At 56.9% G+C, this 12,318-nt stretch carries 10 protein-coding genes and 1 tRNA gene; all 11 read right to left on the bottom strand.

Translation table 11 applies throughout. The annotated features are described in order from the left end of the window. Positions 1-9: 9 nt before the first annotated feature. A complete protein-coding gene (locus A3709_RS10795) occupies positions 10-363 on the bottom strand; it encodes a hypothetical protein (protein WP_066054246.1) in 354 nt (117 codons plus the stop codon). Between the two features lie 183 nt (positions 364-546). Then, positions 547-5,772, bottom strand: coding sequence for a helicase-related protein (locus A3709_RS10790; RefSeq protein ID WP_066054244.1), 5,226 nt, complete (start codon positions 5,770-5,772; stop codon positions 547-549). Positions 5,773-5,873: 101 nt separating this feature from the next. Further along, a complete protein-coding gene (locus A3709_RS23660) occupies positions 5,874-6,266 on the bottom strand; it encodes a hypothetical protein (RefSeq protein WP_197484154.1) in 393 nt (130 codons plus the stop codon). A 65-nt stretch (positions 6,267-6,331) separates the two neighbouring features. Then, positions 6,332-8,008 carry a DUF4942 domain-containing protein gene (locus tag A3709_RS10780; RefSeq protein ID WP_066054243.1) on the bottom strand — a complete coding sequence of 559 codons (1,677 nt, stop codon included), beginning with the start codon at positions 8,006-8,008 and terminating at the stop codon, positions 6,332-6,334. An 88-nt stretch (positions 8,009-8,096) separates the two neighbouring features. After that, positions 8,097-8,663, bottom strand: coding sequence for a hypothetical protein (locus tag A3709_RS10775; protein ID WP_066054241.1), 567 nt, complete (start codon positions 8,661-8,663; stop codon positions 8,097-8,099). A 31-nt stretch (positions 8,664-8,694) separates the two neighbouring features. Beyond that, positions 8,695-9,429 (bottom strand): XF1762 family protein, encoded by a 735-nt coding sequence (locus A3709_RS10770; protein WP_082850068.1) that lies wholly within the window; start codon positions 9,427-9,429, stop codon positions 8,695-8,697. 184 nt (positions 9,430-9,613) lie between these two features. Next, positions 9,614-9,690 (bottom strand) — tRNA-Arg (locus A3709_RS10765). Positions 9,691-9,832: 142 nt separating this feature from the next. Continuing rightward, positions 9,833-10,204 (bottom strand): hypothetical protein, encoded by a 372-nt coding sequence (locus A3709_RS10760; protein WP_066054239.1) that lies wholly within the window; start codon positions 10,202-10,204, stop codon positions 9,833-9,835. Further along, the gene (locus tag A3709_RS25015; RefSeq protein WP_197484153.1) at positions 10,201-10,485 is read right to left on the bottom strand and encodes a DUF4339 domain-containing protein; all 285 of its coding nucleotides are present in this window, start codon (positions 10,483-10,485) and stop codon (positions 10,201-10,203) included. The genes A3709_RS10760 and A3709_RS25015 overlap by 4 nt, the downstream gene beginning before the upstream one ends. A 106-nt stretch (positions 10,486-10,591) precedes the next feature. Further along, positions 10,592-11,152 carry a hypothetical protein gene (locus A3709_RS10750; RefSeq protein ID WP_066054235.1) on the bottom strand — a complete coding sequence of 187 codons (561 nt, stop codon included), beginning with the start codon at positions 11,150-11,152 and terminating at the stop codon, positions 10,592-10,594. Positions 11,153-11,238: 86 nt separating this feature from the next. Continuing rightward, the gene (locus A3709_RS10745) at positions 11,239-12,207 is read right to left on the bottom strand and encodes a hypothetical protein (RefSeq protein WP_066054233.1); all 969 of its coding nucleotides are present in this window, start codon (positions 12,205-12,207) and stop codon (positions 11,239-11,241) included. Positions 12,208-12,318 lie beyond the last annotated feature (111 nt).

Raw genomic sequence — 12,318 nt, 5'->3', positions numbered from 1 at the left:
CGGTGATCGTTAACCGGCGAGCGCCATCGTGGGGGTGATTTGGCGCGCAGCCAGCCGCTCAGTCTCTGCTTGCTCTACTTCCGCGATAATCCGGTGAACCATCGCCTCATCTTTCACCATGAGCGGCCGGAGCATGGCATCAATCACGTCCATCTCGGACTGGTGACGCGCCAAAATGGCCCGCGCGCTTTCGTCAGGCAAAGCGGCATCAACCTGGGCGAGGGATTTGGTAGCCAGCCGGACATAGCGGCCAGAAGTCATGCGCTGAAGCGCGAGCTCAGCAATGAATTCTTCAATGCGGTGGTTGCGGTCATGTGCCATAACCTGAATCGCTGCGACCAGCGACATACCTTTTGCGCCCATTTTCGGCTCCTTCGATGCCTTGTGAGTGACACCTAGAAAGTACCGAAGTAGCTAAGACTCGCCCAAGTGAGGGAAAGATCGGCCAGCGATTCTCCCAACACAAGACACCGAGAAGCGATAGCTTGCTCGGTGCCAAACCCGCCGCTGGCGGGGAAAATCAGCGATCAGGCCGCGCCACAGTGGTCAGGCAGCCAGCCCACCAAACAGATCGCCTTGCTGAGCGCTGTTCATCGGAGTAACGGGTGTGAAATCAACCTCCTCTTCTACCGCTACCATAACGTTTTCAATGACAGGCTCGCTGTCGTTGGCTGGCGGTTGGAGCAGGGCCAAGTTGTCTTCGTTGATCTGTCGAATCAGGTCGTCGTAGTCCTCCTCGGCGTCCTCTACAGTGGGTATAGCCATCGCCTCGGCGTCTGTGACCGCCTGAGAGAGCAACGCCGCCCACTGATCCTCGTCGCCGTGAATCGCGGTACCCAGTGCCTTCCGGCGTATGTCGCTAACCTCACTCGCGTACGCAGCGTTCAATAGGTTCTCGATGGTCATTTCCCGGGGGTCCGACACTTTCCCCCATGCGTCGGAGACAAGTTGGCTCAGCGTTTTGTAAGCGTCCATCTGAGTCATTTCTTCCGGAAGGTCATCCAGCGAACCCAGTTCCGCATCCAATTGTGACAGGCGCGTTTGAGCCTCCAGCAGCGGCGCTGTGTGGGGGCTTTCGCGGTCGATGACGGCCTGTGCGTTCACGATTTCGCCAGGGATAATAGCAAGGTTGCGCTGTGCAGACTTCAGATCGGCATCCATATCAAGCACTGCGCCCCGCATCCGTCCGAACAGTCCGCCAAAGCGGATGTCTCCAAGATCGCGCGCCTGCAAAATCTCGGTGTCAGACTCGCCGAGAGTAAATGCGACGCCGAAGCGGGAGTAATCCACCTTCACCGGCAGTCGGAGGAAGTAACCGATAGTAGCTGCCTCAGCCTCTGAGGCCGCGCGAGTCATTGCCGCCTTTAGGTCACTCAGGGCGTCGGCGCGTTTTTCAAACGCACGGCCTTCTATACTGCGCCAGCAGGAAAACTGTTTGCTATCGGTCACCGGATCGGCGGCGGCAATATCGCGCCCTAGTCGGGCGATGTGTTCAGGCAGTGCGTCAAGACGTGCTTCCAGTGAGCGCTTGAACTGCACTTGCCTCGCCTTGTTGCGAGCGATGCCACGCTCCGCCGACTCAAGCTCCTTGACGGTCTGCGTGAGTTCGACGTGTTCCAAAACGCGCGGATCACCGGAGCTTAAGGCCTTCATCATGGGCGCGTTGGCCGCCTCAAGGTTCACATCATCGATGGTGCGCAGGCTGTCGCTGCCCGCGCGCAACTGCTCGATAAACTGGGCCTTGGTTTCGATCAGCGACCACATACTGGCGTCAAAGCTACCTTCCGTAGAATAGCAGTAGATCTCANCCTCGAAATCCTTAACCGCCTCAAGCAGAGTATTCCCCTGGCGGATAATGCGCCCGTGGCGTTGTTCTAACTCTGAAGGTTTCCACGGGGCGTCGATGTTGTGGAGGGCAACCAATCGCTGCTGGACGTTCATCCCGGTGCCCATTTTCGATGTAGAGCCAATCAGGACGCGCACCTTACCTGCGTTCATCGCGTCGTAGCAGTCCGTGCGCTGCTTGTCGGTCTTAAGGTGTTGGGCATAGGCAATTTCATGCTCCGGGATTCCCCCGGCCACCAGCAGATCGCGAAGGTCGTCATACAGCGACACATCAGATTCCAGCGAATCAATCTCATCCTGTGACAGCGACGGCAGCAAGGCCTCAAGCTTCTCCCGCGCCCGCGCAGACCAGGCGGCGTCTGCCCGTAACGCTTTCGCTTTGGCAACTGTCGAGGAGGCGTGTGGCACCCCCAGATCACAGAACACCAGCTGTGTGCCTTTCACCGCCGCGTTTGCGCGGTAGGTACGGACGATGTTCAAGGCACAGCGCACGATTTTCGAGTTACGCGAGCGCGGGGCATCAGCGACCAGTAAGCGCATGTCCGCCGCGGCCTTTCGTGCATCGGTGATTGCCGCCAGCGCATTGTCGTTATCTTCGAAGTTATCGAAGCGCAGGTTTATCAAGGCGGTCATACCGTTTTGTAGGGCTGATGAGGGCACCACTTCTTGCAGGTAGCCATTGTTGCGCAGTGGCGGAACGGGCAAGGCGACGCCTTTCTCGCGCTGCTGGCGCTCCATCCCACCCTTGCCGAGATAGCTTACGGCATGGCCCCAAAGCGCCGACATTTCGGGCAGGTTATGGAAGCTCGCAAGGCGAGTCACGGGGGCGTGTACGCCCGTAGGCTTACGCTCAATGCGTGTTTCAATCCGACCAAACTGGTTACACCAGGCATCAAAGGTGGCGATACCCAAAGCATCCAGACGATCCGGCACCAGATACCGCTGGAAGGTGAACGCTTCCGCCACTGAATTTGAGATGGGGGTGCCTGTTGCCAGCACGACCCGCCCACCGCGGCGGCGCACACTCTCGATCTTCATCAAGGTATCCATTGCCCGGTTAGAGCCATTTGGGTTGATGCCGCGAATGTCGCTAAGCTGGGTAAAAAATGAAAGGTTCTTGAAGAAATGCGCTTCGTCCAACACGATCATGTCAATGCCAAGATCGCTCAGTGACAACCCCGCATCCTTGGTGGTGTTGTTGTTGGCATACTCATCGATCTTGTTACGCATGTTTTCCAGACGGGCTTTCACGTAGTAGCTCTGCCTTCCGCCCTTTCCGCCCATGATTTTCATTGCCGCCGCCACCTGGGCCTTTTGACGCGCTGCAAACCCTTCCACCGCCACACGGTCCATCGGCAGCTTGCCGAAGCCGGAATGACCAACCACCAGCAGATCAATGTCGGTCGTGGCGATCTGGGCAAACAGGTGCGCCCGACGCCAGCCATAGAACGACGTGTTCTCCGGCGCAAGGATGGTGGCCGAGGGGAAGTGGCGCTGGGCCTCTGCTGCAATCTGGCCCACCAGGTGGTCAGGAACAGCCAGTACGGGCTTGTTAACCAGTCGCATGCTCTTGGCGGTAATCGCGCAAGCAGCCTGTGCAAGCGTCTTACCTGCACCAACCACGTGATCCAGCAGCAGCGCCGGTTCAACCATGGCCTGCCGGATGGCGTTTAGCTGGTAGTCATAGGGGGTGGTAGCGCTCGAGAGGCCCTTCACCGTCACGGGTACGTTGGCATAGTCGCGCTTTACGAAGCGGATAAAGCGCTCGTTATAGATGGTCTCGATGCGCTCTCGCACGTCCGAGTCATTGAAGGCCCACTCATAGAAGCCGGAGACAATTTGGCGACCGAGCATGTTGGCCTGGTTGGTCGCCTCGGTATCAAGGATGCGGCCCGTTCCGTAAGAAAAACGTCGGTACACCTTCAAGGGCTTGTTATTAGCGACCCGGCTAAACACCTCCCACGCTTCGTACGTATCTGCCACCGCCCACTCACTGTATTGCGCCGGGGATGTGGCCATCTGGGCAGGCTCGATAAACCACTCACCTGTCGCGCTCAGATAGGTCGCAGTAATGGCCGCGCTGGTGCACAGGTTGTAGTAGTCCTCGATAATATCGGCAGGCAGCCACGGTGCGCCCAGATTCAAACCAATATCTTCAATGCCCACATGGGCAGGGCGGATATCGTCCAGCATCTGCACAAGGTCGGTGCGGCCTGCGCGCTCGGCAATCTCACGCTTGGTGAGAACATCGCCGGACAGGTACGCATCGCGAGTGATGTATTGCTGAGTCTGAGGGTCACAGATCACCGTGTCTGGCAGCGCAGCAATCACGGCACCTTCCGCCAGTCCCAAGTGACTAGCGATGTAGTCGATGTCGATGTGTGCCCGCGTGGACAGTGAGGCGGTAATCCCCTCTTCCACCGTTGAGAAAACGGGTGATAGGTGGGGGTGCGAGACCCGGCGGGTAAGAACGGTTGCCATCTCGACAGACTCAGGGCGCGGATCGCACTCAAGGCGTGCCGCCGTTGCCTTGGTGATGGGCTTTATGTAATTCGTTTCCAGCGACAGCAGCAGCGGACCCCGAGTGATATCGAGCAGCGCCAGACGCTTATTGGCCGGGCGCGAAAGCGGCCCATGCGCTTTCACCAGCGCTTCGTAGTTGCTTCGCAGTGAGTCTCTGGCCGCCTCGATATCACCGCTTTTCGCGCCAGCAGACAGCTCAAGGTCGATCAGCGCTTTGGCCTCGATGCCCAGAGGCACCATTTTCATGAGCTTGGTCCGCTCGGTAGGTTTAATCGGCACCAGCTCGCCTTTCGCGTTGGCGCGGGTTATGACGCGCTCTGCCAGATCGACAGTATCGGCCACGTCTTCAGCTCGAAACAGCTTACGCCAGAGATCGCCGTTGTGGATAAACAGCCCACCCACCGCCACGGCGTCAAAGTCATCGCCAAAATCGCGCAATGGCTCACGCTCCACACACACAGGCACTGCGCCAACCTGCGCGCCTTTAAGCAGTTGTGCCAAACGGCCCTCGATGTCATTTCCGGTGCCGTTGACCTTCAGTACCGCTCGGTCACCGCGATCCACGTACTCCATATCACCCAACACGCAATGCGAGCGCCCGGAAAACCAGAGGTTCGCATGCCCCTTGATGTTGCCGGCCGAATCTTTGACGGGGGTCGTGGCAGATAACCACTCATAACCCATGCTGGGCGAGTCTGTGCGCTGAAACACGAGAACATCTACCGGAATGTCAGTGCCGCTGAATAGGCCAGAAGGCAGCCGGACGGCTTGCTTGAGATCAGCATAGCGAGCGACCAGGGAACGCCCGCGTATATCTTTGCGGTCAAGGAAGCGTGTCGAAACCACCCAGACAGCAACACCCCCCACCGCAAGCGCCTTCAGGCCGCGCAGCATAAAATAATCAATCACATTCAACCCAGAGAAGTCGGGGTGATGAACGTCAGACATGCGCCAGTTGCCGTAAGGGGGATTGCCTACCGCCACATTGTAGTAATCGCTCGGCAAGACCAGCTTTGACAGGTCTCGCGTCTGAATATCGGCATGGGGCAAAACGCTGCGCGCTACCTGGGCTGACAATGGCTCCATTTCGACGCCAGTCAGTTCGACGTTGGCACCGTCAAAGTGCTTCAGGAAGCGCCCTGTGCCACAACCCAGGTCAAGAACCCGGCCGCCCTCGATGCCCAGTTCAAGCGTGTAGTCAACGATGCACTTTGCGAGCCAATCCGGCGTGTAGTAAGCCGACAGCGAAGCGCGCTCCGCCAGTTCTGTATCGATATCGCCACGCTCGACCGCGGCTTCAAGTGCCGCCTTTGCGTCAGGGTGTGACCAGCCCGGAAAGCCCGAGAACTGTGTAAGGTCTGTCGTGGTGTTGGCGTTCAGAAATTCGTTAAATTGATCAAGCATGATAATTATCCCTCCGGTCTTGCGAACAACATAGCGAGGCTGTAGTTATTTGCATGTTGCTGGGAAAGTGCGCGAACAGCGTGCTAAGCGAGTTCTCGCACCTATTCAGTAAGGCCGCGGAAAACGACCTCGTGACCGATTTCGGCATAAGTTGAACCGTTGGCGAACAACTTCCGCGCGAGCGCAATTCCGTCAGCGGTGGGGTCGCCATTCCCGTGCGAGGCGATATAATCGGCCGCCTGCGTCTCATCAAACGCCCCACGATCCGCTGGGCGGTAGTCTGAGATCCAGAGGCTGGCATCTTCTATGGCCTCCTTAAAGCCATCACATGCGTCGATGGCGTCCTTCAGCCCGCTAATAAGATTTTCGTCACCGTTGATGGCCGGGATATCGCAAACTCCTGCCAGAGCCGGGATCACCGTCTCGTCGAAGTTTTCCGGCACAATGACTTGCAGTGTCGCTGGGATAAAAATAGCTTTGGTGGAATTGCTCATGGTGGTTCTCGCTCTAGGGCTGGTTGCTGTCGATGGACAAAACGTACCAGGCCCAACATTCCCCGCTAGTAGGTCGGAAACACCTGATCAGTACCTAGTTTCAGGGTTGAGTCGAGTCGCAGGTTTGCGCCAAAGGCCTCGCTGGCTGCTTCCGGGCTCACGCCCAATTCCTCGGCGGCCTCAGCGGCGGATTGCACCCATCCTTTCAGGCGGCCAAATTCGACGTTCATGCGGAGTATGCAGTCCTGATTGAACTTGATGTGCAGATTGCCATTTTTAAAGGCCTTGGCCTCAAAGATGACTTCGACATCACCGGTGCGGCCGTTCGTACACATGAACTCGACCTTCTTGTTGCTCTCCCACCAGTGATCGACGGCGCCGGGGTGGCAGCTGGTGTCAAATCCCAGGTTGCTTGCGATGGTGCGCAGGTCATCCAGCAGGTCAATAGCGTGTTCAGTCAGGTTGCACTGCTTTACGCGTCCCGTAGGGTACGGATCGGTGCAAATGCCACTCCAGCCAGAGGCATAGACGATACGGTAGTCGAGCTTGAACCGGTCCAGCCCTTCAGGTTTGCAGTTGTAGCGCCATTCAGAAGCCCCAAAGGTGCGCTGGTTCGACTTGTACAGCTCGATGTTAGATTCGCTCACCAAGCGCTCCATGGCTTCGGTTAACTGGGAGTCGAAGTAGCTGTTGGCATTCTTGATACACCAGATAATGATCGCGTAGGCGTTTGATATGGTGAAGTCGACGTGAGTGTTTGCCATCACCTTGTCCAGCATCTTCTGGCGACCCTGGGCAGTCAATCGAGAAGTGATGCGATCGAGGCCGGAGAACAGGCGACCCCAATAGCGGTCCTTGAGGCTCTCGTACTTCTGTCGCAGCGCTTCACGGACACCTTTGAGGTTAATGTCCATTTCTTGAAGCAGGTCCGCGTCCAGTGTTTCAAGCTGCTTGTAGGTATTCACCAACTTTGCAGACTCAGCGATGTAGAGCTTCTCAAGTACAACGGCCAGGTCAGCACCGGGCACCAGTTCGCCGGCAAGGGCTTCTTCCAGTTTTTGTTTGTTGGACGTGGCGTCCTCCCAGCTGCTGCGCTTGGACTGGCTGGCGGCAATATCGAAGTTCTCGTCGAACCACAAATCAAACGGGTCTACCCGCTGCGATCCGAGGCCATGAAAGCCTCGCCCACGAGAACGAAGGCTGATTTTCACAATATTGACGTGGGCGCGCGCTTGGCGATCGGCGTTGTGGAAGTCGAACTCCCCAATAACTTCAGCCACTGCGTTCCGGGCCTCTATAGCGCCCTGAATGGTCTTTGAATCGGACCAACGAGACGGGATAACCAGGTAAACAAGCGCGGCGTTTGCTTCGCGAATGATCCGGGTCGCCCAGGCGTCAAATTCAGAATACGGCGGGTTGCTGAAGACAGTGTTCACCTTCTTATCGATCAAGGTCTGTTGGCTAAACTCTGTACCGACAATGAAAATGTCCGGGTCCATGCTATCCAGCAGAGGACGGGACTTCTCAATGGCGTACTTGGCACCGCCCAAGGCTTTGAGCACCCGGCCATCGCCGGCGCCAACGTCCAGCATGGAGGGTTTCTCCATGAACTCGACCTCGCTCAGGTCATAGGCAATGGTCTCGATGATCTCGGTAGTGGTCGGGTACCACTCGAAGTCCTGGTCGGTCCCGGCAACGCTCTGGATCATCTGGCGGCTGCTAATTTTCTGTTCTGCTCCCATGGGGGTGTCTTCCTCAACGTGTTTTCAGTTGATCCAGGTTACCTGCTGGAGCCCGACCCGCTTCCGCATGGGAAACGGCTGAACTTGCTTAGTCCTTCTCGATATCCTCAGATTTGTACGGTGTCATTGTTGAGCCGCAATCATTACATCTGTCGTCGCATTGTGCGCTCCAATCATCGTGCCACTCGTGGCCGCACTGGGTGCACTTGTAGTGATTGCGGAACCAACCTTCAGGTTCTTCCCCATCAACCGGCGCAAGCCCTGTGGAAAGAACCACACCGCCGGCGCCAAGTGTCTGGATTTCGCTCTCGATAACAACATCAATAGAGAAGCCGGGCTCATCAGCCTCGGCGGCGTCCAGCGGCAGTTCGCCGGCCTCTACTGCAATCGAGGGCCAATAGAAGATAGTTCCCAGGCCCATGCTGTCGGAATCTGCAGCCTGGATCGTCTCGATCACCTCGCGATAGGCTGAGCCTGAGGCGGAGAAGGCCTTCGAGGCCAACCCGGCCCCAAAGTTGACCGGGGATACATCCCCACCCACAGCCACCCCCACACACTGGCTGCCATACATGGAGCGGCCGCTGTACTGTACAGGCACAAGACCCATGCTCAGGATGGATTTAATCAGGCGAGGTTTAACAGTATCGGTATTCATATTGCTTCCTTGTCGTGTTGTCATGCCGGGACTAACTGGCCGCGGCGAAAAAGATATCTTGCTGCCCGGTGCGAGCGTTCTTCGGCTGCCTCAGGGTCTTGCCGTAGCGCCTTTTGGCGCAGGTCGGGGCCTTGTCTTCGCGCGGCCTTGAGGGTGAATTCCATGAGCCGCCCTGCGTGATTCGCTCAAGGTCCCATCCCGCGGCCTTTAGCGTGGCCCCCTGCTCCGATTCCAGTATGTAGGTGATTATCCGCTCATAGCCCCGCTTCTTGGCTTCCTTAGCGGCTTCGGCATACAGCTTCGAACAGGCATTCCACGTCAGCCTGCCCATATCGCGCCGCACCGCCAGACGATTGATCTCGACAGTGGTTTCCCCGGAAATCATGCGGGCTACCGGACGGCCCACAGTCGCAACGCCGATTAAATCGCTACCGTTATAGATCGCATGGCCCCATCGCCAACCTCTTGGCGGCTGGTGGTGTTCATGGTGCTTGGCTATGAATTCGCAGGCGGTGGAAAAATCGACCGACCCGACCGACAGTCCGTGATCGAGCACCACCTGCCCTTCAACGTCGACAACGCTACGTGCCGAAATGCCCATCCGTGCAAATGCTTCGCGTATCCAGGGGTCTCGACACCGCCCCTGCATAAGCGCCACAGCTTCTGCGTGTAGGTGCTCGCAGCATGTATCGAGCATAAACTCGCGACCCCACACCTCTAAGATTTCGAGATGCTGCTCCCCTGCGCAATATTCACATGTGGCCATGGCGGGTCCCGCCCGTGTCTAACTTGACTCTTAAGGTACGCCTACGCGAGGACAATTCTGGCCGACTGGAAAGTAGGCGCGGCGGGGTTCACCTCTGATGCTGATGCATCTAATAGGGGGGGGTTGTGGAACTTGATATGTGCTGTCGAGAAGCGCCCGCGGCGATCAATCGTCAACGAGATGTTGGCCCGCCTGGTGCGATTCGAACGCACGACCTGCCGCTTAGGAGGCGGCTGCTCTATCCAACTGAGCTACAGGCGGAGTTATGACCTTCAATCGGCGTCAGGGAAAAACTTCCCCTGCCCCGAACAAATCCAGCGGAGCTGCGTTTGAACGCCGTTGGCTAACGTAGCAGTGTCCGAAATGTGTTGTGCGGCAAGCGGAAAAGCTTGCGGATAATACGCTAACGCGGGCCTTCTACCCAACAACGCATTTCCGCCAAAAATCGCTCCCGCCGTTGCTGCTCAATAGCGCATTCCAGCGGCGGCGCCTCCGACGCTTTTTTAATCGCCGCTGAAACTATGCCGCGATAGTAGTCAGACCGTTTAGCCCGAAGGCGACGCGCGTAGTCGTAACTCATGTAATTTGGCAACACCATCAACACTGTGGCGACAGCAAAGGCAACAACCCAAGGCTCTACAATTGCCAATTCCAGGCACAGGCCTGCCGCGGCCGCAAAAGCCACGGAAAGCACAAGATGGTAGGCAAGGTAGTTAACCCAATCTCGGCTGCTTAACGAAAAATCAGTCCGCACCATTGTTTCAGCCTGCCTCATTGCCTCGCGGTCCTTTTCCAGCGATCCAGTAGTTTACGTTGTAACGCGTTTTGTGACCGCGTAGGGCGAGCTTGTTGGGCCGAGGACTCATCGGGCACTGCAAGCGCCGCTATCGCGGCAAGTTCAGGCACAGTCCCTAAAGGCCGCCAGTCTTCGTCAATCGCACGCTTCACAGGCGTGCTAGACCGTATGACACCCTTCTTCGCAAGCGCGGTCAAAATCACCAGGTCCGCCGGGCCGCCAACTTGCCCCCCACGGCGCTTATACTGCCATTCATCCATAAAGCCACCTTCGAAAAGTACTGGTATAGATGGTTGGTTTTCTTTGATTTTACCATCGTTTATATACCTAAACAAAACGTAATTGTGAAATCGCCGTCCGCCCGTGTTAGCTACGGGGAATGCCAAGAATATCAGCCATGGCATCTATCTGGGTCTGGACAAGTGGCCTGGCCGTCGGGTCGTAGTGGTCGTTGTTGAGAAACAGATCGTCGATAATTGCAGACTCACACACTAAGTCGTGGAAATCGTCGCTCGCCACTTCTTCATTTACGCAAACAGAAGCGCCCGGTGAAAAGTCCCAGCCATCAACCTCTGTATATGTGGCGCCGGCTTCAATCGATATCAGGACACCATCCAGCGCAAACCGCGCATATCCAGTGAAATGCTGGGATACACAGCCATAACTCTTTTTCTCGTGGTCTACCTCGTCAAACCCAATCAAAGAAAGCACCGATACCACACCTCCATTTCCAGCCTCAAGCAACGCCTCTCCCAGATTGTCACTGCCATCTTCGACAACTGAAAAAAGATTGCCATGCGTCGACTTAAAAGCCTCTACTACCGCCTGGCTGAACTTCTCGGACACCGCCTTAAGCCGCTCTGCAGAACACTGGATTTTGGTACGTGAGTCAATGTTGCTAATGATCTGCCCAATGGCTACAGTCATCTTCCACCTCGATAAGTTGTTGTCGATGGTGGAACCATAGCAAGCGTTCCGGTAACAGCGCCGAGCAGGGAAATACAGCCAGGCGATCAAATAAATGTTTGCGCGAGCGTGTCCGAAAGCTGTATGGCATCTGCGATGGAGGTCGGACCGTCCGGCATATCCAGCAGTATCACGCGCCAGAAATGTTCGCCCACCGCAAAAATACGAATGGACATCTCTCCCTCAGACTCACTGGTCAGGCCCACGCCGTCCCAGCGAGACCCATTAGCAGAATAAACGCCATTGTCGGTAATCCGCGCGTTTGAGGCGCTTATCGCAGCGACGTATTCCGATAGCGTCTTCCCGTCGTCGTTTGTCTCGACGCCCAGCACGACGACCGTATTGTCGCCTGACGCCATAAACTCGTAGGTCGCGTAGGTCGACGATTGCTCGATGACATTAACGTTCCAAAGCTCAGGAATAGCTGCTGCCATGCCAGTAAACGAGTTTTCCCACTTGATTTCGGGTGGGGTCGCCATGGCCGGATCGGGGATAACGCGCTGAGCCTCTACGACGACCGCTGTCAACAGTGCCGGGGCCTCGCCATTTATGCTTAGATCAGGCGTTGGATCGCTGCCGGCGGGGATTATGTCGGCGTCCGACGCTGACGATTGCCCGTACTCTGCTGCGGCGTCCACAATCTCGCCAAGATCGGAGTACTGCGCGAGCCAGGCAATTGACGCGGTCATGCACAAGCCGACGACGGCGAACGCCGCGACACGCAGCGGCAGCCTCTCTACAAGGCGTTTCGGGGCTGCGAGATCATCTGCCAGGTCAGCTGGGGGTGACGCCGGCGCCACTGATTCAACGCACAGGGGCTCTGTGCCCACGTGCAGTGTAAAATCCGACACTGACGAAATGGTACGCCAGCCGTCCGTTGGCCAGCCCTCACGCAGGACCTGGGCCTCGCTACCCAGAATACCTCGCTCGATCAGAGCCTCAACAAGGTCAACCGGGACAGGGCCGCGCTGAAACCCACCGGGGCTGTTGCGGTACCACCAAATATCGCTTTTCATAACCTATGATAGTCGCGCGTAACGACACTGAATTGAATAAAAAACGCGATGTTTTTGCAAAATATGAATATTTTGCTTCCGTTCATCCGCTGACCGTAGCTTAGTGATGCT

The organism is Halioglobus sp. HI00S01 (assembly GCF_001635445.1).
Taxonomy (GTDB): domain Bacteria; phylum Pseudomonadota; class Gammaproteobacteria; order Pseudomonadales; family Halieaceae; genus Halioglobus; species Halioglobus japonicus.
This window is presented reverse-complemented; position numbering and strand designations above follow the sequence as displayed.

Coding starts and splice junctions, on each gene's coding strand:
- A3709_RS10795 (WP_066054246.1), bottom strand. CDS start 363: ATGGGCGCAAAAGGTATGTCGCTGGTCGCAGCGATTCAGGTTATGGCA.
- A3709_RS23660 (WP_197484154.1), bottom strand. CDS start 6,266: ATGAGCAATTCCACCAAAGCTATTTTTATCCCAGCGACACTGCAAGTC.
- A3709_RS10780 (WP_066054243.1), bottom strand. CDS start 8,008: ATGGGAGCAGAACAGAAAATTAGCAGCCGCCAGATGATCCAGAGCGTT.
- A3709_RS10775 (WP_066054241.1), bottom strand. CDS start 8,663: ATGAATACCGATACTGTTAAACCTCGCCTGATTAAATCCATCCTGAGC.
- A3709_RS10770 (WP_082850068.1), bottom strand. CDS start 9,429: ATGGCCACATGTGAATATTGCGCAGGGGAGCAGCATCTCGAAATCTTA.
- A3709_RS10760 (WP_066054239.1), bottom strand. CDS start 10,204: ATGAGGCAGGCTGAAACAATGGTGCGGACTGATTTTTCGTTAAGCAGC.
- A3709_RS25015 (WP_197484153.1), bottom strand. CDS start 10,485: ATGGATGAATGGCAGTATAAGCGCCGTGGGGGGCAAGTTGGCGGCCCG.
- A3709_RS10750 (WP_066054235.1), bottom strand. CDS start 11,152: ATGACTGTAGCCATTGGGCAGATCATTAGCAACATTGACTCACGTACC.
- A3709_RS10745 (WP_066054233.1), bottom strand. CDS start 12,207: ATGAAAAGCGATATTTGGTGGTACCGCAACAGCCCCGGTGGGTTTCAG.